This window comes from Saccharothrix sp. NRRL B-16314, assembly GCF_000716595.1.
In the GTDB taxonomy this organism is placed as follows: Bacteria; Actinomycetota; Actinomycetes; order Mycobacteriales; family Pseudonocardiaceae; genus Actinosynnema.
This window is the reverse complement of sequence record NZ_JNXC01000003.1, coordinates 419271-437848: the sequence shown is the minus strand read 5'-3', so window position 1 is coordinate 437848 and position 18578 is coordinate 419271. Positions and strand designations below refer to the sequence as shown.

General features: G+C 72.3%; 21 protein-coding genes. 8 read left to right on the top strand and 13 right to left on the bottom strand.

What is annotated here, in order from left to right; all coding sequences use genetic code 11:
- Nucleotides 1-9: 9 nt before the first annotated feature.
- The 3 genes from OQ02_RS09145 to OQ02_RS09135 are packed head-to-tail and all read right to left on the bottom strand — an operon-like array spanning nt 10 to nt 2081.
- Nucleotides 10-486 (bottom strand): hypothetical protein, encoded by a 477-nt coding sequence (locus OQ02_RS09145; protein ID WP_033437803.1) that lies wholly within the window; start codon nt 484-486, stop codon nt 10-12.
- 9 nt (nt 487-495) lie between these two features.
- Complete coding sequence (locus OQ02_RS09140) at nt 496-1392, bottom strand: transketolase family protein (RefSeq protein ID WP_033437802.1); 897 nt, start codon at nt 1390-1392, stop codon at nt 496-498.
- Entirely contained in the window at nt 1392-2081 is a 690-nt protein-coding gene (locus tag OQ02_RS09135; protein ID WP_033437801.1) for a transketolase, read from the bottom strand. Before OQ02_RS09135 ends, OQ02_RS09140 begins: the two co-directional genes overlap by 1 nt.
- A gap of 71 nt (nt 2082-2152) precedes the next feature.
- Here OQ02_RS09135 and soxR point away from each other — a divergent pair, with 71 nt between their 5' ends.
- A complete protein-coding gene (gene soxR, locus OQ02_RS09130) occupies nt 2153-2596 on the top strand; it encodes a redox-sensitive transcriptional activator SoxR (RefSeq protein ID WP_442973597.1) in 444 nt (147 codons plus the stop codon).
- Nucleotides 2597-2630: 34 nt separating this feature from the next.
- Nucleotides 2631-3161: an RNA 2'-phosphotransferase gene (locus tag OQ02_RS09125; RefSeq protein ID WP_033437799.1), complete on the top strand. Its 531-nt coding sequence runs from the start codon at nt 2631-2633 to the stop codon at nt 3159-3161.
- Here the strand turns inward: OQ02_RS09125 and OQ02_RS09120 are convergent.
- The 5 genes from OQ02_RS09120 to hisD all read right to left on the bottom strand — a co-directional run bounded on the left by OQ02_RS09120 (nt 3133) and on the right by hisD (nt 7068).
- Complete coding sequence (locus OQ02_RS09120; protein WP_051772061.1) at nt 3133-3723, bottom strand: TetR/AcrR family transcriptional regulator; 591 nt, start codon at nt 3721-3723, stop codon at nt 3133-3135. The two genes, OQ02_RS09125 and OQ02_RS09120, sit on opposite strands and share 29 nt — an antisense overlap.
- A 177-nt stretch (nt 3724-3900) precedes the next feature.
- Nucleotides 3901-4056, bottom strand: a complete 156-nt coding sequence (locus OQ02_RS44725; RefSeq protein WP_197043255.1) for a hypothetical protein — start codon at nt 4054-4056, stop codon at nt 3901-3903.
- Nucleotides 4056-4655 carry an imidazoleglycerol-phosphate dehydratase HisB gene (hisB, locus tag OQ02_RS09115; RefSeq protein WP_033437798.1) on the bottom strand — a complete coding sequence of 200 codons (600 nt, stop codon included), beginning with the start codon at nt 4653-4655 and terminating at the stop codon, nt 4056-4058. Before hisB ends, OQ02_RS44725 begins: the two co-directional genes overlap by 1 nt.
- A complete protein-coding gene (locus OQ02_RS09110) occupies nt 4652-5755 on the bottom strand; it encodes a histidinol-phosphate transaminase (RefSeq protein WP_051772060.1) in 1104 nt (367 codons plus the stop codon). The genes hisB and OQ02_RS09110 overlap by 4 nt, the downstream gene beginning before the upstream one ends.
- Complete coding sequence (hisD, locus tag OQ02_RS09105; RefSeq protein WP_033437797.1) at nt 5752-7068, bottom strand: histidinol dehydrogenase; 1317 nt, start codon at nt 7066-7068, stop codon at nt 5752-5754. Before hisD ends, OQ02_RS09110 begins: the two co-directional genes overlap by 4 nt.
- A 166-nt stretch (nt 7069-7234) precedes the next feature.
- On the opposite strand from hisD, the gene OQ02_RS09100 reads away from it, so the two are divergent.
- Nucleotides 7235-8545: a M14 family metallopeptidase gene (locus OQ02_RS09100; protein WP_033437796.1), complete on the top strand. Its 1311-nt coding sequence runs from the start codon at nt 7235-7237 to the stop codon at nt 8543-8545.
- On the opposite strand, the gene OQ02_RS09095 is transcribed toward OQ02_RS09100, so the two are convergent.
- The gene (locus tag OQ02_RS09095; RefSeq protein WP_051772098.1) at nt 8526-9656 is read right to left on the bottom strand and encodes an aminotransferase class V-fold PLP-dependent enzyme; all 1131 of its coding nucleotides are present in this window, start codon (nt 9654-9656) and stop codon (nt 8526-8528) included. The two genes, OQ02_RS09100 and OQ02_RS09095, sit on opposite strands and share 20 nt — an antisense overlap.
- Nucleotides 9653-11194, bottom strand: coding sequence for an ABC transporter substrate-binding protein (locus tag OQ02_RS09090; protein WP_033437794.1), 1542 nt, complete (start codon nt 11192-11194; stop codon nt 9653-9655). The genes OQ02_RS09095 and OQ02_RS09090 overlap by 4 nt, the downstream gene beginning before the upstream one ends.
- 29 nt (nt 11195-11223) lie before the next feature.
- Here OQ02_RS09090 and OQ02_RS09085 point away from each other — a divergent pair, with 29 nt between their 5' ends.
- Together OQ02_RS09085 and OQ02_RS09080 are read left to right on the top strand one after the other, a co-directional pair.
- On the top strand, nt 11224-12003 hold the full coding sequence (locus OQ02_RS09085) for a carbon-nitrogen hydrolase family protein (RefSeq protein ID WP_033437793.1): 780 nt from the start codon (nt 11224-11226) through the stop codon (nt 12001-12003).
- Between the two features lie 113 nt (nt 12004-12116).
- Complete coding sequence (locus OQ02_RS09080; RefSeq protein ID WP_033437792.1) at nt 12117-13112, top strand: DUF2382 domain-containing protein; 996 nt, start codon at nt 12117-12119, stop codon at nt 13110-13112.
- A 60-nt stretch (nt 13113-13172) separates the two neighbouring features.
- On the opposite strand, the gene nadC is transcribed toward OQ02_RS09080, so the two are convergent.
- Nucleotides 13173-14015, bottom strand: a complete 843-nt coding sequence (nadC, locus tag OQ02_RS09075) for a carboxylating nicotinate-nucleotide diphosphorylase (protein ID WP_033437791.1) — start codon at nt 14013-14015, stop codon at nt 13173-13175.
- Nucleotides 14016-14111: 96 nt separating this feature from the next.
- Between nadC and OQ02_RS42265 the strand changes: the two genes are divergently transcribed.
- On the top strand, nt 14112-14378 hold the full coding sequence (locus OQ02_RS42265) for a zinc ribbon domain-containing protein (protein ID WP_033437790.1): 267 nt from the start codon (nt 14112-14114) through the stop codon (nt 14376-14378).
- Nucleotides 14379-14480: 102 nt separating this feature from the next.
- Here OQ02_RS42265 and OQ02_RS09065 read toward each other — a convergent pair whose 3' ends face one another.
- Together OQ02_RS09065 and nadA are read right to left on the bottom strand one after the other, a co-directional pair.
- Nucleotides 14481-16103, bottom strand: coding sequence for an L-aspartate oxidase (locus OQ02_RS09065; RefSeq protein ID WP_033437789.1), 1623 nt, complete (start codon nt 16101-16103; stop codon nt 14481-14483).
- Nucleotides 16100-17119, bottom strand: a complete 1020-nt coding sequence (nadA, locus tag OQ02_RS09060; RefSeq protein WP_033437788.1) for a quinolinate synthase NadA — start codon at nt 17117-17119, stop codon at nt 16100-16102. The genes OQ02_RS09065 and nadA overlap by 4 nt, the downstream gene beginning before the upstream one ends.
- Before the next feature lie 63 nt (nt 17120-17182).
- On the opposite strand from nadA, the gene OQ02_RS09055 reads away from it, so the two are divergent.
- Both OQ02_RS09055 and OQ02_RS09050 read left to right on the top strand, forming a co-directional pair.
- Nucleotides 17183-17872 (top strand): NUDIX hydrolase, encoded by a 690-nt coding sequence (locus tag OQ02_RS09055; RefSeq protein ID WP_033437787.1) that lies wholly within the window; start codon nt 17183-17185, stop codon nt 17870-17872.
- Nucleotides 17869-18549 (top strand): LON peptidase substrate-binding domain-containing protein, encoded by a 681-nt coding sequence (locus OQ02_RS09050; protein ID WP_033437786.1) that lies wholly within the window; start codon nt 17869-17871, stop codon nt 18547-18549. Before OQ02_RS09055 ends, OQ02_RS09050 begins: the two co-directional genes overlap by 4 nt.
- Nucleotides 18550-18578: the final 29 nt, after the last annotated feature.

Below are 18578 nucleotides of genomic sequence, written 5' to 3'. Positions count from 1 at the left end.
GTCACCAGGTTAGGCCAACGGTGAACCGCCCTGGGTCACCGGGACCACCGGCAGGACCGTGTTGATGGGCAGACCGGCCCGGTCCGGCAGCGCGGTGACCCACGTGTCGGCGCGGCCCTCGTCCACCAGGGCCCGGACCTCGGCGACGTCCGCGGGCAGGTCGACGGCGCGGGGGCGGGCGTCCAGCCGCCACCAGCGCAGCAGGCCGACCAGCCGCCGGGCCGAGCCGGTGGAGCCCGCCCGCTCACCGTCGGTCCACACCTCGGCGCCCGGCATCCAGCGCAGCACTAACGCCGCCGCGCCCGTGTCCCGGACCTGGTCGGCGAGCCGCGCGGCGTCGGCGAACCCGATGTTCCTGCGCGGCAGGAGCACGGTCCCGGACGCCACCGGGACGAGGGCGGCCGGGCCCGCCTCCGCGCGGTGCAGGTTCAGCTGCAGCTCCGCCGTCGGCGCGGGTGTCCAGATCAGGGTTCTCGGCACGCTCACAGGCGGAGATCATGCCGCAGCCGCCGGGTGACCGAACATCCGACGCACGGCCGCGGCGATGCCGAGCACGTCGAGGTCGTGCGCCGAATCGTGGTCCTCGGCGGTGCCGTAGGCGCGGAGTTCGGCGTCACGCCGCACGCCGAGGGAACGCAGCCGGTGCGGCACGTCGGCCAGCGCCTCCGCCGCCAGGTGCGCGGACGTGCCCTCCAGGTAGGGCTCGACCAGCAGCACGTCGGCTTGAGCGGCCCGGCCCACCGCCGCCTGGAGGCCGGCCGCGTCGAACGGCCGGACGGTGGTCGCGTAGAGGACGGTCACGTCCACGTCCCGGGTGGCCTGCAACACCGTGTCCAGCATCGGTCCCACGGCCACCACCACGCCCTGCCGGCCGCGCCGCACCTCGGTGAACCCCTCGACCACCGGGTGCGGCGACGCGTTCTCCCGCAGGGACAGGCGGATGTAGATCCGGTCGTCACGTGCCAGCGCGTCCCGGACGATCGGCCCGACCTCGGCCGGGTGGCCGGGCACCCGCACCGTCCAGCCGGGCAGGGTGTCGAACAGCGCCACGTCGCCGGGGGCCTGGTGGGTGCGCCCCCACGCCGGGTCGTCGTAGGAGCCGCCGATGCTGACGAGCACGCCGCCGACGTCCTGGTGGCCGAAGTCCAGCTTGATCTGCTCGAAGGGGCGTTCGACCAGGAACGGCGCGTAGGTGTGCACCACCGGTCGCAGCCCGCTCAGCGCGAGGCCGCTGCCGACGCCCACCAGGGCCTGCTCGCGGATGCCGACGTTGATCACCCGATCGTGCGGTGTGAACGCGTCCCGCGAGATCTCCGCGAGCACCACCGCCACCCGCGGGTCGTGCCGCATCACGTCCTCCACGGTGTCCACGAACACCTGTCGCATCGACATCACCGCTCCCCCTTCCGGATCTTCGCCACGACCGCCAGCGGACCCACGTGGTCCTGCGTGAGGGCCGGGTGCAGCGCGCCGTGGTCCCTTCCGTCCACTGTGGACGTCTGCCAGCCCTCGACCTCGAACCGCTTCGCCACCCCGCCGGGCCAGCCGTGCGTGCCGGACTCGTTGTCCACCACCACCGCGACGAGCCGGTCCAGCCCGAGCCGGCCGGCCAGCGCGATCGCCTCGTGGTTGCTGCCCTCGTCCAGCTCCGCGTCCCCCACCAGCACGAACGTCCGCGCGGCCCGGCTCTGGAGGCGCAGCCCGAGGGCGGTGCCGACAGCGATCGGCAGACCGTGGCCCAGCGACCCGCTGCTGATCTCCACGCCGTTGACCAGGACCCGGTCCGGGTGCTGACCCAGCGGCGAGTCCCACGTCGTCCAGGTGTCCAGTGTGGACGGTTCGAGGTAGCCCTTCGCGGCCAGCACGGCGTAGTACGCCATCGGGCCGTGCCCCTTGGACAGCAGGAACCGGTCCCGGTCCGGGTCGTCCACCCGGTCCGGCGACACGTCCAGCACCCTGTCGTAGAGCACCCACAGCACGTCCAGCGTGGACTCCGCCGCCCACTCGTGCTTCTCGTCGCCTGACATCCGCCGGAACAACGCCGGTAGGCCCGCGAAGCCCGACTCGCTCTTGACTGCCATGGGTCCACCAAACAACTTCGACTTAGGTCGAGGTCAACCCATAGGATGGGCACGTGAGCAAGTTGCCGGAGATGTTGACCATCGGTCAGGTGGCCGAACGCAGCGGCGTGCCGCACACCGCGCTCAGGTTCTACGAGGAGCGGGGGCTGATCGCGTCCGAGCGGACCACGGGCAACCAGCGCCGCTACCCGCGGCACGTGCTGCGGCGGTTGGCGTTCATCCGCACGGCGCAGCGGGTGGGGTTGTCGCTGGAGGACGTGCACGACGCGCTGGCGACGCTGCCGGACAACCGCACGCCGACCAAGTCCGACTGGAGCAGGCTGTCCGCCAACTGGCAGGTCGAGCTGGACGCGCGGATCGACGCGCTGCGGCGGCTGCGCGACCGGCTGACGTCGTGCATCGGGTGCGGCTGCCTGTCGCTGCGGAGCTGCTCGCTGCACAACCTCGACGACGAGCAGGCCGTGGACGGTCCCGGTGCGCCGAAGCTCAAGCCCGCCGTGGAGGGCGGCACCTGATATTTGGTTGTGCGGCCGTGCTGCACTGGGAGTCGTGCAAGAGAAGCAGATGGTCCACTTGTCGAAGCGGATGTCCAAGGCCCTGCGCCACGCGCCGGAGAGGGTCGGGCTGACGCTCGACGCGGCCGGCTGGGTCGACCTGGACGACTTCGTGCGCGCCCTGGGCGTGACCAGGGAGCAGGTGCTGGAGGTGGTGGAGGGCAACGACAAGCAGCGGTTCGCGATCGAGGACGAGCGCATCCGGGCCAGTCAGGGGCACACCGTGGCGGTGTCGTTGGACCTGCCGGTGGCCGAGCCGCCCGCCGAGCTGTACCACGGGACGATCGGCCGGTACCTGCCCGACATCTTCCGCGACGGGCTGCGGCCGATGGCGCGGCACGACGTGCACCTGTCCCCGACCGTCGAGACGGCGGTGCGGGTCGGGTCGCGCCGGGGGAAGCCGGTGGTGCTGGTGGTCGACGCCGCGGCCATGTCGGCGGACGGCCACGTGTTCCGGGTGAGCGCGAACGGCGTGTGGCTGACTGCCGCCGTGCCGGCTAGTTACCTGCGAGAACACGTCTCGTGAGCCAGTCGAGGCCCGCGACCACCTCGTCCGGTCCGAGGCCGCGCACCTGTCTTTGGTACTGGTAGACCTCGGGGGCGAGCGGCGCCATCAGGGCGTCGACGACGGCTGTCGGGGCGCCGTCGACCAGCGCGGCCACGTGCCGCCGCCAGAAGCCGTAGGCGCCGGCCCGGAACCGCGCCCGGCCCGTCTCCGCGCCGAGGACCAGGTGCAGGTGCCGTTCCAGCAGGCCGACCATGGCCCGGTAGAACGCGGCCAGCCGCTCGTCCGGCGGTGCTCCCGGGCCCAGCGGCGGCGGCCCGCTGAGGATGCGGTCCTGGATCTCGCGCTCGTGCTCGTCCAGCAGCGCCTGCGCGATCGAGGTCGTGTCCGGGTAGCGCCGGTAGAGCGTGGCCCGACCCACGCCGGCGGCCCTGGCGATGTCCTCCATCGTCACGCCGACGGCCCCACCCGCGGCCTCGAACACCTCCTCCGCAGCGGCGAGCACGCGGGCCCGGTTGCGGGCGGCATCGGCGCGCTCCCGAGGACGACCGACGGTGATGGTTGCCTCACCCGGTGACGACATGTGACCAACCATACGCAGACAGCCAAACCCGCCACGACCGGAGCGTTGAACTCGGGGGTTCCGAATGTAGGACTCACGGGTCCGGAACGTAGGACTCACGCGGGTTGGCGTGAGTCCTACGTTCGCGTCACGTGAGTCCTACATTCCGGACCCCCGAATTCAACGCTCGGAACGCGGTCAGAGGAGCCAGGTGACGGCGGCGCCGGCGGTGACGACGGTCAGCACCAGGAGGATGACCGCCAGACCGCGGGCGGTCTTCCAGGTGCTGTAGACGCCGCCGATCAGGAAGCCCGCCACCGCCAGCAGGCCGATGACCACGTATTCCTTGGGCACTAGAGGACGCCCTTGGTGGACGGGACGCCCCCCACGCGCGGGTCGGGTTCGACGGCGGCGCGGAGGGCGCGGGCGACCGCCTTGAACTCCGCCTCGGTGATGTGGTGCGGGTCCCGGCCGTACTCCACCCGGACGTGCAGCGCGATGCCCGCGTGGAACGCCAGCGAGTCGAACACGTGCCGGTTCAGCACGAACGGGTAGTTCCCACCGATCGTGAACGAGTTGAACTGCTCCGGCTCGCCCACGTGCACGCAGTACGGCCGCCCCGACACGTCCACCGCCGCGTGCGCCAGCGTCTCGTCCATCGGGATCCACGCGTCGCCGAACCGGCGGATGCCCGCCTTGTCCCCCAACGCCTCCCGCAACGCCTGGCCGAGCACGATCGCCACGTCCTCCACGGTGTGGTGCGCGTCGATCTCCACGTCACCTGTCGCCCGCACGACCAGGTCGAACGACCCGTGCACGCCCAGCGCGGTGAGCATGTGGTCGTAGAACGGCACGCCCGTGCCGATCTCGACCTTCCCGGTGCCGTCGAGGTCGATCTCGACGTACACCGACGATTCCCTGGTGGTCCGCTCCACCTTGCCGACCCGGCTCACCGGCCAACCTCCTTGCTCGCCGCGAGGAACGCGTCGTTCTCCTCCGGAGTACCGACCGTCACCCGCAGATGTCCGACGATGCCGACGTCCCTGATCAGCACACCGCGTTCCAGGTACGACCGCCACGTGGCGTGCGAGTCCTCGAACCACCCGAACAGGACGAAGTTCGCGTCACTGCGCACCACCGAGAACCCGAGTCCCGCCAACGAGTCCATCACCCGGTCGCGCTCGGCCGCGAGCAGCGCCACCGACCCCAGCGTCTCGGACGCGTGCCGCAGCGACGCCCTGGCGGCGGCCTGGGTCAACGCCGACAGGTGGTACGGCAGCCGCACGAGCTGCAACGCGTCCACCACGGCGGGAGCGGCGGCGAGGTAGCCCAGCCGGCCGCCGGCGAACGCGAACGCCTTGCTCATGGTCCGGCTCACGATCAGCTTGGCCGGGTAGTCGTCGAGCAGCACGACCGCGCTCTCCCGCGACGAGAACTCGACGTACGCCTCGTCCACCACGACCATCCCCGGCGAGGCCTCGATCAGCACGCGCAGGTCGGACACCGGCAGGCTCTGGCCGGTCGGGTTGTTCGGGCTGGTCACGAACACCACGTCCGGTGCGCGCGCGGCGACGATCTCCGCCGCGCGCTCCACGTCCAGCGAGAAGTCGGCGCGCCGGGGCGTCGGCACCCACTCGGTGCGGGTGCCGGCCGCGATGATCGGGTGCATCGAGTACGACGGCTCGAAGCCCAGCGCCGTCCGGCCGTGGCCGCCGAACGCCTGCAGTATCTGCTGCAACACCTCGTTCGACCCGTTGGCGGCCCACAGGTTCGCCGAGGTCAGCGGCACGCCAGTGGACGACGCCAGGTACGCGGCCAGGTCCTCGCGCAGCGCCACCGCGTCCCGGTCCGGGTAGCGGTGCAGCTCGCCGGCGATGGCGGCCACCTCCCGCACCACGTCCGCCACCAGGGCGGGCGTGGGCGGGTAGGGGTTCTCGTTCGTGTTCAGCCGCACGGGCACGTCGAGCTGCGGCGCGCCGTAGGGCGTCCGGCCGCGCAGGTCGTCGCGCAGGGGGAGGTCGACCAGCTCCACCCGCGATCCGATCGGCTTCACCGGCGGAACCTCGCCGTGACGGCCTGGCCGTGCGCGGGCAGGTCCTCGGCGTCGGCCAGCGCCACGACGTGCGACGCGACCTCGCGCAGCGCGTCCTCGCTGTAGTCGATCACGTGGATGCCGCGCAGGAACGTCTGCACCGACAGCCCGGACGAGTGCCGCGCGCAGCCGCCGGTCGGCAGCACGTGGTTGGAGCCCGCGCAGTAGTCGCCCAGCGACACCGGCGAGTGCGGCCCGACGAAGATCGCACCGGCCGCGCGCACGCGGGCGGCGACCTCGCGGGCCGAAGCGGTCTGGATCTCCAGGTGCTCGGCGGCGTACACGTCGACCACCCGCAGGCCTTCGTCCACAGTGGACACGAGGACGGTGCCGGACTGCCTGCCCCGCAACGCCGTCCGCACCCGTTCGCTGTGCTTGGTCGCGGCGGTCTGGCGGTCCAGCTCGGTGTCCACGGCGTCCGCGAGGGACTCGGACGTGGTGACCAGCACGCTCGCGGCCAGCGTGTCGTGCTCGGCCTGGCTGATCAGGTCGGCGGCCACGTGCACCGGGTCGGCCGTCTCGTCGGCCAGGATCGCGATCTCGGTCGGCCCGGCCTCGGAGTCGATGCCGATCAGGCCGCGCAGCAGGCGCTTGGCGGCGGTCAGGTAGATGTTGCCGGGACCGGTGACCAGGTCGACCGGGTCCAGGGCGCCGCCGTCGGTGTCCGTGCCGCCGTAGGCGAGCAGGGCGACCGCGAGCGCACCGCCGACGGCCCACACCTCGGTCACGCCGAGCAGCGCGGCGGCGGCCATGATCGTCGGGTGGGGCAGGCCGTCGAACTCGGCCTGCGGCGGCGAGCAGACCACCAGCGACTCGACGCCCGCGAGCTGCGCCGGCACCACGTTCATCACCACGCTGGACGGGTAGACGGCCAGGCCGCCGGGCGCGTACAGGCCGACGCGGGACACCGGCACCCAGCGCTCGGTCACCGTGCCGCCGGGCACGACCTGCGTGGTCGTGTCGACCCGGCGCTGGTCGGCGTGGACCTTGCGGGCGCGCGCGATGGACTCCTCCAGCGCGGCGCGCACGGCCGGGTCCAGCTCGGACAGCGCGCGCTCCAGCTCGGACGCGGGCACGCGGATCGAGGCGGGCCGGACCTTGTCGAACTTCTCGCCGTGCTCCAGCACGGCTTCGACGCCCCGTTCGCGCACGTCGTCCACCAAAGGCCGGACATGATGCAGCACCGCGTCCACGTCGACCTCGGCGCGCGGTAGCGCGGCACGCAGTTCTGCCGGTGACGGGACCCGACCTCGCAGGTCGATGCGGTTGAGCATGCCTCCAAGGGTAAGCGGTGCCGAATTCCGTCAACTGTCACCCCGGGCCGTGGCGGCGAACCCGACAAACGGGGGCTACCTCGATCCGTGACCGCGGGGCCACGCTGCGTGTGCACCCTTCGGTGCTGCACCTCTCCGTCGCAACCCTGCTGATGATGGAGGCTTGATGTTCACCAAGCGCCGCGGCCTCGTGGCCGCCGCACTGGTAGCGAGCGTGACCCTGGTGCTCCCCGTGCACCCCGGGTCGGCACAGCCCGCGACCGAGCAGAACCAGCGGACGGTCTTCGAGATCACCGCGACCACCCCCGAGGCGCGGACGGAGGTCGCGCGGACCGGCGTCGACGTCCTCGGCCAGGACGGCGACCGGTTGACCGTCATCGCCGAACCGCGGCAGCAACGGGCGCTTCGCGCGACCGGGCTGCCGATGAAGAACACCGGCGACGCCGACGCCCAGCTCGCGGGCCTCGGCAAGGCGGACTTCACCGACCCGCAGGTCGGCACGCAGGACTTCCCGTCCGGCTACGCCGGGTACCACAACTACGCCGAGATGGTCACCGAGCTGAACCAGACCGTCCGCGACCACCCGAACCTGGTCACGATGCGCAGCATCGGCAAGTCGTACCAGAACCGGGACCTGTGGATGATCAAGATCAGCGACAACCCGGCCGCGGACGAGGCCGAGCCCGAGGTGCTGTTCACCTGCAACCAGCACGCGCGGGAGCACCTGACCGTGGAGATGTGCCTGCACATCATCAAGCGGTACACGGACAACTACGCGTCCGACTCGGCGGTCAGGAGCGCGGTCGACAGCCGGGAGATCTGGGTCATCCCCAGCGTCAACCCGGACGGCGCGGAGTACGACATCGCGACCGGCTCGTTCCGCGCGTGGCGGAAGAACCGGCAGCCGAACTCCACCGCGGTCGGCACCGACCCGAACCGCAACTGGGGCTACCAGTGGGGCTGCTGCGGCGGCTCCAGCGGCAGCGGGTCCAGCGACACGTACCGCGGCACGTCCGCGTTCTCCGCGCCGGAGACGGCCAGGGTGCGCGACTTCGTGGGCACGCGCGTGGTCGGCGGTGTGCAGCAGATCAAGTCGCACATCGACTGGCACACGTACTCGGAGCTGATCCTCTGGCCGTACGGCTACACGTACGCCGACACCGCCGCCGGCCTGGACGCCACCCAGGCCAACGTGTTCCAGACCATGGGCCGGCGGATGGCGTCGCTGAACGGGTACACGCCGCAGCAGGCCAGCGACCTGTACATCACCGACGGCAGCGTGGACGACTGGATGTGGGCCGCGCACAAGATCTGGAGCTACACGTTCGAGATGTACCCCAGGTCGGCGAGCGGCACCAGCGGCTTCTACCCGCGCGACACCGTGATCGCGGCGCAGACCTCGCGCAACGACACGGCGGTCCAGCTGCTGCTGGACTACTCCGACTGCGTCCCGCGCATCACCGGGCGCACCTGCTGACGGCCTCGACGGCCTGATCCACCTGCTCGGGCTGGACGAAGTAGTGGGGCGACGCCCGCACCACCTCGTCCAGCCCGCGCCGGGTCATGTCCAACAGGGTGGAGGACGCCACGCTGACGGTGACCGTGACGCCGTCGGCCGCCAGGCGGTCGCGCACCTCGGTCGCGCCGAGACCGTCCACGGTGAACGTGACGATGCCCGACATGCGCTCGCCCACGTCCCGCACGGTGACGCCCGGCAGCGCGCCCAGCCCGGCGCGCAGCCGGCCCGCGCGGTCGGCCACCTCGCGTTCGATCACGTCCAGGCCCTTGGCCAGCGCGTACCTGCCCGCGGCGATGAGGCCGAGCCGGGCGGCGACGTCCGTCTCCCAGATCTCGTAGACCCTGGCGTCCTCGCGCAGCCGGATGTCGTGCGGGCCGACCCACTCGGCGCTGTGCAGGTCGACCAGCCTCGGCCGCATCCGCCGGGCCGCTTCACGGCGCACCACCAGCGCACCGGTGCCACGCGGGCCGCGCAGCCACTTCCGACCGGTGCAGCTGATCAGGTCGACGCCCAGCTCGTCCGCGCGCACCGGCATCTGCCCGATGGACTGGCACGCGTCCAGCAGCACCAGCGCGCCCACGTCGTGCGCCGCGTCGGCGACCTCGCGGGCCGGGTTCACCAGGCCGCTGTTGGTCGGCACGTGCACCAGCGACACGAGCTTGACCCGCTCGTCCAGCATCTCCTTCAACGCGCCGACGTCGATCTGCCCGGACGAGTCGGACGGCACCGCCTCGGCGACCGCGCCCACCTCGCGCGTCCGGCGCAGGATGGGGATCGCGGTGCCCGCGTACTCGGCCTCGCTGTACAGCACCCGGTCGCCGGCGGCCAGCGGCACGGCGTCGAACGCGGTCAGCCAGGCGCGGGTGGCGCTGTCGGTGAACGCGACCTCGTCCGGTTCGGCGCCCAGCAGCTCGGCGAACACCCCGTACCCGGCTTCCAGGTCGTCCTGGCGTTCCCGCGCGGCGACGTAGCCCCCGATCTCGGCTTCCCGGCGCAGGTGACCGACGACCTCGTCCGTCACCTCCTCCGGCGGCAGCGAGGATCCGGCAGAGTCGAGGAAGATCGTCATCGGGGCGTCCACTTCTCCAGGTTCCACCAGGGGCCCCAGGACAGCGCGCCGTGGGCGTACGGGTCCACGACCTCCTGGTAGCCGATCCAGTTCTCCCGCATCACGTACGTGTGCCGCACCGAAGCCAGCACCACCATGCCGGGAGCCGCCTCGTACGCCCGCTGGAACTGCTTGTACGCCGCCGCCCGCTGGGCCGGGTCCAGCTGCGAGCGCCCCGTGTCCAGGGCCGCGTCGACCTGCGGGTTCGAGTAGCCCCACGGGTTGCCGGTGTGCAGCGGCCCGTAGGTCATCAGGTCCGGGTCGAACGGGGTGCCGCCGCCGTGCAGCAGCGCGTCCGCGCCGAGCCGGGGCGTGACGGCCTCCCAGCTCAGGCCCGCCAGCTGCACGTCGACACCGACCGCCTTGGCGTCCGCGGCGAACGCGGTGGCCAGGTCGGCGCGCACCACGTCGCCGATCGGGTACATCAGGGTGAACCGGGCCGGCACGCCGTTCCGCGCGCGCACGCCGTCCGCGCCGCGCACCCAGCCCGCCTGGTCGAGCAGCAGCTCGGCCTGCGCCTTGTCGTGCTCGAACCGCGCGGCGGTCTCGACGAACTCCGGCAGCGTGTCCGGCACCGGCGTGCTCACCGGCGTGCCCTTGCCGCCCAGCAGGTTGTCGACCATGCCCTTGCGGTTGACCGCGTGGTTCAACGCCATCCGGATCGCGGCGTCTCCCGTGACCGGGCCGGTCGGCAGGGTGACGGCACGCAGGTCGGCGCTGCGGTGGGTGACCACCCGCATGCCGTTCGCGGTGCCGAAGGACGCGGCCAGGCGAGGCGGCAGCACCGTGCCGTCGAACTCACCGGCCTGCATGCGCTGGGCCCTGGTGTTGTCGTCCGGCACGAACACCACGGTCAGCTTGCGGATCTGCGGCTCGCCGCCGAAGTACGAGGCGTTGGCCTCCAGCACCATCCGCTCGCCCTTGCGCCAGTCCACCAGCCGGTACGGGCCGGTGCCGACGGGCTGGACGTCGCGCAGCGGCACGCCGAGCGCTTCGCTGGGCAGGATGCCGAGCACGAGCATGTGCGGGAACGCCGCCCACGGCCTGGCCAGCGTGAACCGCACCGTGCGCACGTCCAGCTGCGTCACGCCGGTCAGCTCCGGGTACGCGGCGCGCTCGGTCGAGCCGGACGCCGGGTCCAGCAGCGCGCGGTAGGTGGCCACGACGTCCTCGGGGCCGAACGTCGTGCCGTCCGCGAACTTGACGTCGTCGCGCAGCTTGACCGTCCAGCTCAGCCCGTCCGCGGCGGGCGTCGGCGCGTCGACCGCCAGCTGGGGTCGCACCGAGCCGTCCGCGCGGTGCTCCACCAGGCCGTCGTACAGCTTGGACACGCCCTCGCGGCCGTAGCCGAGCAGCGGGTTCAGCGTGGTCGGCTCGACCGGGTCGGCCAGCACGAGCGCGCTGCCGTCCGCGGTGCCCTCGGCGTTCGATGTCGTCGTACCGGTGCACCCCGCGACGGCAAGGACGGCTGTGACGACAAGGGGCAATAGGGGGCGCACGAGTCCCGACACTACCTAGAGTGGGTGGCATGCGTGTCGCCCTCTGTCAGATCAACTCCTCCACCGATCCGACGGCGAACCTCGACCTGGTGCGTTCGGAGACCAAACGCGCGGTGACCGGCGGTGCGCGGGTGGTGGTGTTCCCCGAGGCCACGATGTGCAGGTTCGGGGTGGCGCTCGGTCCGGTGGCCGAGCCGTTGGACGGGCCGTGGGCGAGCGCGGTGCGCGACATCGCCGAAGAGCACGGCGTGGTCGTCGTGGCGGGCATGTTCACCCCCGCGCCGGACGGCCGGGTAGCGAACACCCTGCTGGTCACCGGCGGCGGGCGGCACCAGGGGTACGACAAGATCCACTTGTTCGACGCGTTCGGCTTCGCCGAGTCGCGCACCGTCGCGCCCGGCTCCGAGCCCGTGGTGGTGGAGGTCGACGGCGTCGCGTTCGGCCTGGCCACGTGCTACGACGTGCGGTTCCCGGAGCTGTTCCGGGCGCTGGCGGACCGGGGCGCGACGGCCGTGCTGCTGTGCGCGTCGTGGGGCGCCGGGCCGGGCAAGCGGGAGCAGTGGGAGCTGCTGGTGCGCGCCAGGGCGCTGGACTGCACGTCGTGGGTGCTGGCGTGCGGCCAGGCCGACCCGGGCGTCGACCACGGCGGCGCGCCGACGGGCATCGGCTTCAGCGCGGTGGTCTCACCCCTGGGTGTCGTGGTCGAGCGGCTGGCCGGCGAACCGGGCCTGGTCCTGGCCGAAATCGACACCCAGAGTGTCACGGACGCGCGGCGGATCTTGCCCGTGCTGGGCAACCGGCGTCTCTGAATATCTTTCGGGGGATACCCCCATCACACGTTCGGGTGGCAGCCGAATAGGTGTCCCTTGTCACCGGGAACCCATACGCGGAAGTAAAAACCCACGCGAAGGGGACCTTGGCCATGATCAACCAGGCCGAAGTGGACCGCCTGTACGACTGCGAAGTGATCGACGAGCACGGTGAGCGCATCGGCTCGGTGAAACAGGTCTGGCTCGACGACCGCGACGGTCGGCCGATGTGGGCCTCGGTGCACACCGGCCTGTTCGGTCTCAAGGAGTCGTTCGTGCCGATCCAGGACGCGACCATGGGCAACGGCGTCGTCACCGTGCCCGTCGACAAGCAGCAGGTGAAGGACGCACCCCGGATCGACGTGTCGGACCAGCACATGTCCGACCGGCAGCAGGACGAGCTGTACGAGTACTACGGCTTGATCCCGTCCCACCGCACCGGCGAGCACGACCGGCTCACGGGCCGGGGCCGCGCCGACACGGCGCCCATGGCGGGAGGCCGCACGACCACCGGGCAGGCCGGGCAGCGCATGCCGGGCGATCAGACGATGACCGGCCGCGGAACCGGTCGGATGCCCGAGCAGACCACCGCGCAGAGCACCGGGCAGACGGTCGGGCAGACCGCCGCCGGTCAGAAGGCCGCTGACCAGAGGGCCGCTGACCAGAAGACCGCGGCGCAGCGGGGCAAGCACCAGGCCCGCACCGGCGACTCGGTCACCCGGTACGAGGAAGAACTCGAAGTCGGCACCCGCGAGGTGCAGGGCGGCCGGGTCCGGCTGGTCAAGCACGTGGTGACCGAGCAGAAGGACATCACCGTGCCGGTCTCGCACGAAGAGGTCCGCGTGGTGCGCGAACCCGTCGACGGCGAGCCGACCGGGACGGCGTTCACCGAGGAGGAAGCCGAGGTGACGCTGCGCCGGCAGGAGCCGGTGGTGGAGAAGAGGACCAGGCCGGTGGAGAAGGTCCGGTTGGACAAGGAGACCGTCACCGAGCAGCAGCACATCCGCGGCGAAGTCCGCAAGGAACGCGTCGACGTGGAGCAGGACGACCAGCCCATGCGGCGCGACGAGACCATGCGGCGGGACGAGACCCGGCGGCGCGACACCTGACCAGGGCGTACCCGCGCCCAGTGCCCCGGGCGCGGGTGCGTCCGACCCCCTGTCGGCGGCTCAGCGCAGGTCCAGCCCCAGGTCCAGTGCCGGGGCGGAGTGCGTGAGGCCGCCGACGGCCAGGTAGTCGACACCGGTCTCCGCGTAGGCCCTGGCCACGGCCAGGGTCAGTCCCCCGGACGCCTCCAGTCGGACGCCGCCGGCGCGCCGGACGGCCTCCGCGCAGTCGGCGACGGTGAAGTTGTCCAGCAGCACCAGTTCCGCGCCTTCGGCCACGGCCTCGTCCAGCTGGTCCAGCGAGTCGACCTCGACCTCGCACGGCAGGTTCGGCGCGTGTGCTCGCACGGCGGCCATCGCGGCACGCACGGAACCCGCGGCACGCACGTGGTTGTCCTTGATCAGGACGGCGTCGCCGAGGCCGAGCCGGTGGTTGACGCCGCCGCCGCACCGCACCGCGTACTTCTCCAGGAGCCGCAGACCCGGCAGGGTCTTGCGGGAATCGCGCACGCGCGCCTTGGTGCCGGCGAGCTCGGCCACCCACGCGTCGGTCAGCGTGGCCACGCCGGACAGGTGGCAGAGCAGGTTCAACGCGGTGCGCTCGGCGGTGAGCAGGCCGCGCACCGGTCCGCGCAGGACCAGGGCGGGCTCGCCGGGCACGGCCTTGTCGCCGTCCTCCCGCCGTTCCAGCACCTCCACGTCGGTGACCTGGCGGAACACCTCCAGCGCCACCGGGATGCCCGCGAGCACACCGGCCACGCGCGGCGTCAACTCCGCCACCGCGACCGCGTCGGCGGGCACGGTGGCCTCCGTCGTCGCGTCCGCGCCGTACCGCAGGTCCTCTTCGAGCGCCGTCGCGATCACGCGGCGCACGTCGTCCAGGTCGAGTCCGTCTCGGACAGTCATCCGGGCTCCTGTTGGTGGATACCCCGGCGTTCACGCCGGGGAGAGAACCGATGCTCTCGACCGCATCGGCAGGGACTGATCAGCTGGGGCGCTCGTGTGTGGCATGTCGTCGAGAGTGGTGAAGCGGGCGTTTCGGTACCGTACGGCCGCGACCTGGTCGTGGTCGACCGGTGGTTGCCCAGCTCGAAGACCTGCTCGGACTGCGGCTACCTGCTCGACACGCTGCCGCTGCGGGTGCGTAGGTGGACCTGCCCCGGCTGCGGGGCTTCGCACGACCGCGACGTCGACGCCGCGCGCAACATCCTGGCCGCCGGGCAGGTGGTCACAGCCTGTGGAGCCGGAGTAAGACCGACCCGACGCTAGTCGGCGAGGCATCCGGCGAAACCTCCCTTCCCGGGGAGAAGAAGCAGGAACTGCCGGGCGGGAGCCCGACGGAAATCCCCTCCCGTCGAGGAGGGGAGGTTGTCAAGCAACTCCCATCTCGACCACCGGGTCGGCCAGCACCGGCTGGCCGGACGGGTTGAGCCGGACGACCTGGCTGCGCTGCCAGCGCACCTCGTCCCGCTCGGTGAAATCGGTGCGGACGTGGCAGCCGCGCGACTCCTCGCGTTCCGCCGCCGCCGCGATCAACGCCCGCGCGGCCACGGTGAGCGCCGCGTCCTCCACCAGTTCCCTGGTGTCCAGCACGCGGTCCGCAGTGGACAGGTCGAGCACCGAGCCGACCACGGCCAGGCCCTCGGCGTCACGGCCGATCGCCGCGTACCGGGACATGACCCGCTGCAACGAGTCCCGGGCCGCGACCGGCGCCGTCGGCAGCTCCGCGGTGACCGCGGCCGAGCAGCGGGCCAGCACGTTGAGCGCCAGGTCCGCCGCGACCGCCTCGGCCGCGCGCGTGCCGACGACCAGGCCTTCCAGGAGGCTGTTGGACGCCAGCCGGTTCGCGCCGTGCAGCCCGGTCCGGGCCACCTCGCCCGCCGCGTACAGGCCGGTCACGCCCGTTCGTCCGTCCACATCGGACACCACGCCGCCGCACGCGAAGTGCGCCGCGGGCGCCACCGGGATCGGCTCGCGCGCCGGGTCGACGCCCGCCTGGAGGCAGGCCGCGTGCACGGTCGGGAACCGGCGCGCGAAGTCGGAGATGCCCGTGGCGTCGAGGAACACGTGGTCGTCCACGCCGCCGGGTCCGGCCGCCATGTGCCGGGTGATCGCCGCCGCGACCACGTCCCGGGGCGCCAGGTCCTCCTGCGGGTGCACGCCGCGCATGACCCGCGCGCCGAGCGCGTCGACCAGCACCGCGCCCTCGCCGCGCACCGCCTCCGTCACCAGCGGGCACCGGCCACGCGCGCCGCGACCGGTGTAGAGGACGGTCGGGTGGAACTGGACGAACTCGACGTCCGCCGCGACCGCGCCCGCGCGCAACGCGAGCGCCAGGCCGTCACCGGTGGCCACCTCCGGGTTGGACGTGGCCTGGTAGAGCTGGCCGAGGCCGCCGCTGGCCAGCAGCACCGCGGGCGCGCTGAGCACACCGGGCACGCCGTTGCCGTCCAGCACGAGCAGCCCGCAGACCTGGCCGAGCGGCGTCCGGATCGCGTCCACGGCGACGTGCTGCTCCAGCACCGGCACCCGCCCGTCGGACGCCGCCGCCAGCAGCGCCCGCTCCACCTCCGCGCCGGTCGCGTCACCGCCCGCGTGCACCACCCGGAACGCGCTGTGCCCGCCCTCCCGCGTGCGGGCCAGCCCACCGGTCGGCGCGGCGTCGAACACCGCGCCGCGCTCGCGCAGCCTGGCCACCGCCGCCGGTCCGCCCTCGATGATCGCCCGCACGGCGGCCTCGTCGCACAGCCCCGCGCCGGCCACCAGCGTGTCGCGCACGTGCGCGTCCACGGAGTCGCCCTCGTCGTGCTCGCCGGGCAGCACGACGGCCACACCGCCCTGCGCCCAGCGGGTGTTGCCGTCCTCGCCCGACGCCTTGGTCAGCACCAGGACCCGGAGCCCCAGCTCACGGGCGCGCAGCGCCGCCGTCAGGCCGGCCACTCCGGTGCCGACCACGACCAGGTCGGCCCTGGCCTCCCACAGCGGGTTGCTCATTCGCCGCCGCCGGGCTGCCCGATCTCGATCATGCGCTGCACCGCGCCCCTGGCCCGCTCGGCGGTCTCCGGGTCGACGTGCACCTCGTCCTTGTTCTCGCGCAGCCCGCGCAGCAGAGCCGCCGGGGTGATCATCTTCATGTAGCGGCACGACGCCCGGTCGTTCACCGCCCGGAAGTCGATCTCCGGCGCGGCCCGCCGCAGCTGGTGCAGCATGCCGATCTCGGTCGCCACCAACACCGACTTCGCGCTGGTCCGCCGGGCGGCCGTGATCATGTCGCCGGTCGAGAGGATCTTCACCTTGTCGCTGGGCACGATGCCCTCGCCCGCCAGGTAGAGCGCCGACGTGGCGCAGCCGCACTCGGGGTGGATGAACAGGTCCGCCTCCGGGTTCGCCGCCGCGCGCGCCGCCAGCTCCGGACCGTTGATGCCCGCGTGGACGTGGCACTCGCCCGCCCAGATGTGCAGGTTCTCCCGGCCGGTCTCGCGCTTCACGTGCTGGCCGAGGTACTGGTCGGGCAGGAACAGCACCTCACGATCCGCCGGGATCGACTTCACCACGTCGACCGCGTTGGACGAGGTGCAGCAGATGTCCGTCTCCGCCTTCACCTCGGCCGTCGTGTTGACGTACGAGACGACCACCGCGCCGGGGTGCTCGGCCTTCCACGCGCGCAGCTGCTCGCCCGTGATCGAGTCGGCCAGCGAGCAGCCCGCCCGCTCGTCCGGGATCAGGACCGTCTTGTGCGGCGCGAGGATCTTCGCCGTCTCGGCCATGAAGTGCACACCGCAGAACACGATGGTCGACGCGTCGCTCGCAGCGGCGATGCGGCTCAGCGCCAGCGAGTCACCGGTGTGGTGCGCGATGTCCTGGATCTCGGGGAGCTGGTAGTTGTGCGCCAGGATGACCGCGTCCCGCTCCCGCGCCAGTTCCAGCACCTCGTCGCGCCACGCGGCGTCCGGCGCGATGCCGTCGTAGGCGCCGTCGGAGGTTCGCTCCACGTAGGCGGTAGCGACCATGGTTCCTCCCTTGAGCCAGGTTTTCGCCTATCGGTCGAAAACGTGGCCGATAGTATCAGCCGAGTGGGACTGGCGGGACATGAAGTACTGGCCGCGGTGCTCCAGGTGAGAGCCGGATCACTCCAGGTCATGCTGTGGGAGCGCGCACGGGAGCCGCACGCTCACCGCTGGTCACTGCCCGGAGGCGGACTGGGCGAGTACGAGGACGTGGAGACGTCGATCCGGCGTCAGCTGGCGGAGAAAGTCGACGTGCGACAACTGTCACACGTCGAGCAGCTGGCCGTGTTCAGCAACCCCGCGCGGGTGCCCGGCCCTCGGGTCGTGGCGACCGCGTTCCTCGGCTTGGTGCCGTCCCACATCGACCCGGTGGTGCCGTCCGACACGGCGTGGCACCCGGTGGACGCGCTGCCCGCGACGGCGTTCGACCACCAGGCGATCTGCCGCCGTGCCCGGAGCCGGCTGGCGTCGAAGCTGTCGTACACGAACCTCGGCTTCGCGTTGGCGCCGCCGGAGTTCACCATCTCCGCGTTGCGCTCGCTGTACTCCGCGGCGCTGGGGTACAAGGTGTCGGCGACCAACCTGCAGCGCGTGCTGTCCCGGCGGGGGTTGCTGGAGCCGACGGGCGGGACCGTGCAGCCCGGACCGTCCGGTGGTCGGCCGGCGGCGCTGTTCCGGTTCGCGTCGGGGGAGATGCGGATCACCGATCCCTTCGCCGTGCTGCGGCCACCTTCCACCCGTAGCTTGGGTCCGTGACGACGACGCTCCCCTTGTTCCCGCTGGGCACCGTGCTGATGCCCGGGGCGTCCCTGCCGCTGCACGTGTTCGAGCCCCGCTACCGGCAGATGACCGTCGACCTGGTGACGGGCGCGGTGCCGGAGCGGACGTTCGGCGTCGTGTCGATCAAGCAGGGGTGGGAGGTCGGCGCGGAGAACGTCGAGGCGCTGTGCGACGTCGGGTGCACGGCCGTGCTCCAGGAGGCGCGGCGACTGCCCGACGGCCGGTACGACCTGACCACCGTCGGCGGTCGGCGGTTCCGGCTGCTGGACGTGGACGAGGACAGCGCGCCGTACCTGGTGGCGACGGTGCGGTGGCTGCCGGACACGGAAGCGCCGCCGGAGGTCGAAGCCGTGCTGCCGCTGCTGGCGGAAAGCGCGCGGGCGGCGCACGGGCGGTACCGGGAGGTGGCGTTCGAGAGCGTGACGCGCCGGCCGCCGGCCGCCGACACGGCGTTGGCCGACCTGGCGTACGCGTTGGCGGGTGACTGCCTGCTGACGTTGGAGGACCGGCAGCGGCTGCTGGAGGAGACGTCACCGGCGCGTCGACTGCGGCTCGTGCGGAAAGTGCTGCACCGCGAGGCGGGCATTCTCGACGCGCTCAGCGCCGTGCCCGCGCCGTTGTCCGAATTGGGCCACCTGCCTCATCACAACTGACCGCACTGGCCGTTCCGCGAGCCGGTGTA

Excerpts from the sequence above, each read along its gene's own strand:
- OQ02_RS09140 (WP_033437802.1), bottom strand. The coding sequence starts at position 1,392 with ATGTCGATGCGACAGGTGTTCGTGGACACCGTGGAGGACGTGATGCGG.
- OQ02_RS09135 (WP_033437801.1), bottom strand. The coding sequence starts at position 2,081 with ATGGCAGTCAAGAGCGAGTCGGGCTTCGCGGGCCTACCGGCGTTGTTC.
- soxR (WP_442973597.1), top strand. The coding sequence starts at position 2,153 with ATGTTGACCATCGGTCAGGTGGCCGAACGCAGCGGCGTGCCGCACACC.
- OQ02_RS09120 (WP_051772061.1), bottom strand. The coding sequence starts at position 3,723 with ATGTCGTCACCGGGTGAGGCAACCATCACCGTCGGTCGTCCTCGGGAG.
- hisD (WP_033437797.1), bottom strand. The coding sequence starts at position 7,068 with ATGCTCAACCGCATCGACCTGCGAGGTCGGGTCCCGTCACCGGCAGAA.
- OQ02_RS09100 (WP_033437796.1), top strand. The coding sequence starts at position 7,235 with ATGTTCACCAAGCGCCGCGGCCTCGTGGCCGCCGCACTGGTAGCGAGC.
- OQ02_RS09095 (WP_051772098.1), bottom strand. The coding sequence starts at position 9,656 with ATGACGATCTTCCTCGACTCTGCCGGATCCTCGCTGCCGCCGGAGGAG.
- OQ02_RS09085 (WP_033437793.1), top strand. The coding sequence starts at position 11,224 with ATGCGTGTCGCCCTCTGTCAGATCAACTCCTCCACCGATCCGACGGCG.
- OQ02_RS09080 (WP_033437792.1), top strand. The coding sequence starts at position 12,117 with ATGATCAACCAGGCCGAAGTGGACCGCCTGTACGACTGCGAAGTGATC.
- nadC (WP_033437791.1), bottom strand. The coding sequence starts at position 14,015 with ATGACTGTCCGAGACGGACTCGACCTGGACGACGTGCGCCGCGTGATC.
- OQ02_RS09065 (WP_033437789.1), bottom strand. The coding sequence starts at position 16,103 with ATGAGCAACCCGCTGTGGGAGGCCAGGGCCGACCTGGTCGTGGTCGGC.
- nadA (WP_033437788.1), bottom strand. The coding sequence starts at position 17,119 with ATGGTCGCTACCGCCTACGTGGAGCGAACCTCCGACGGCGCCTACGAC.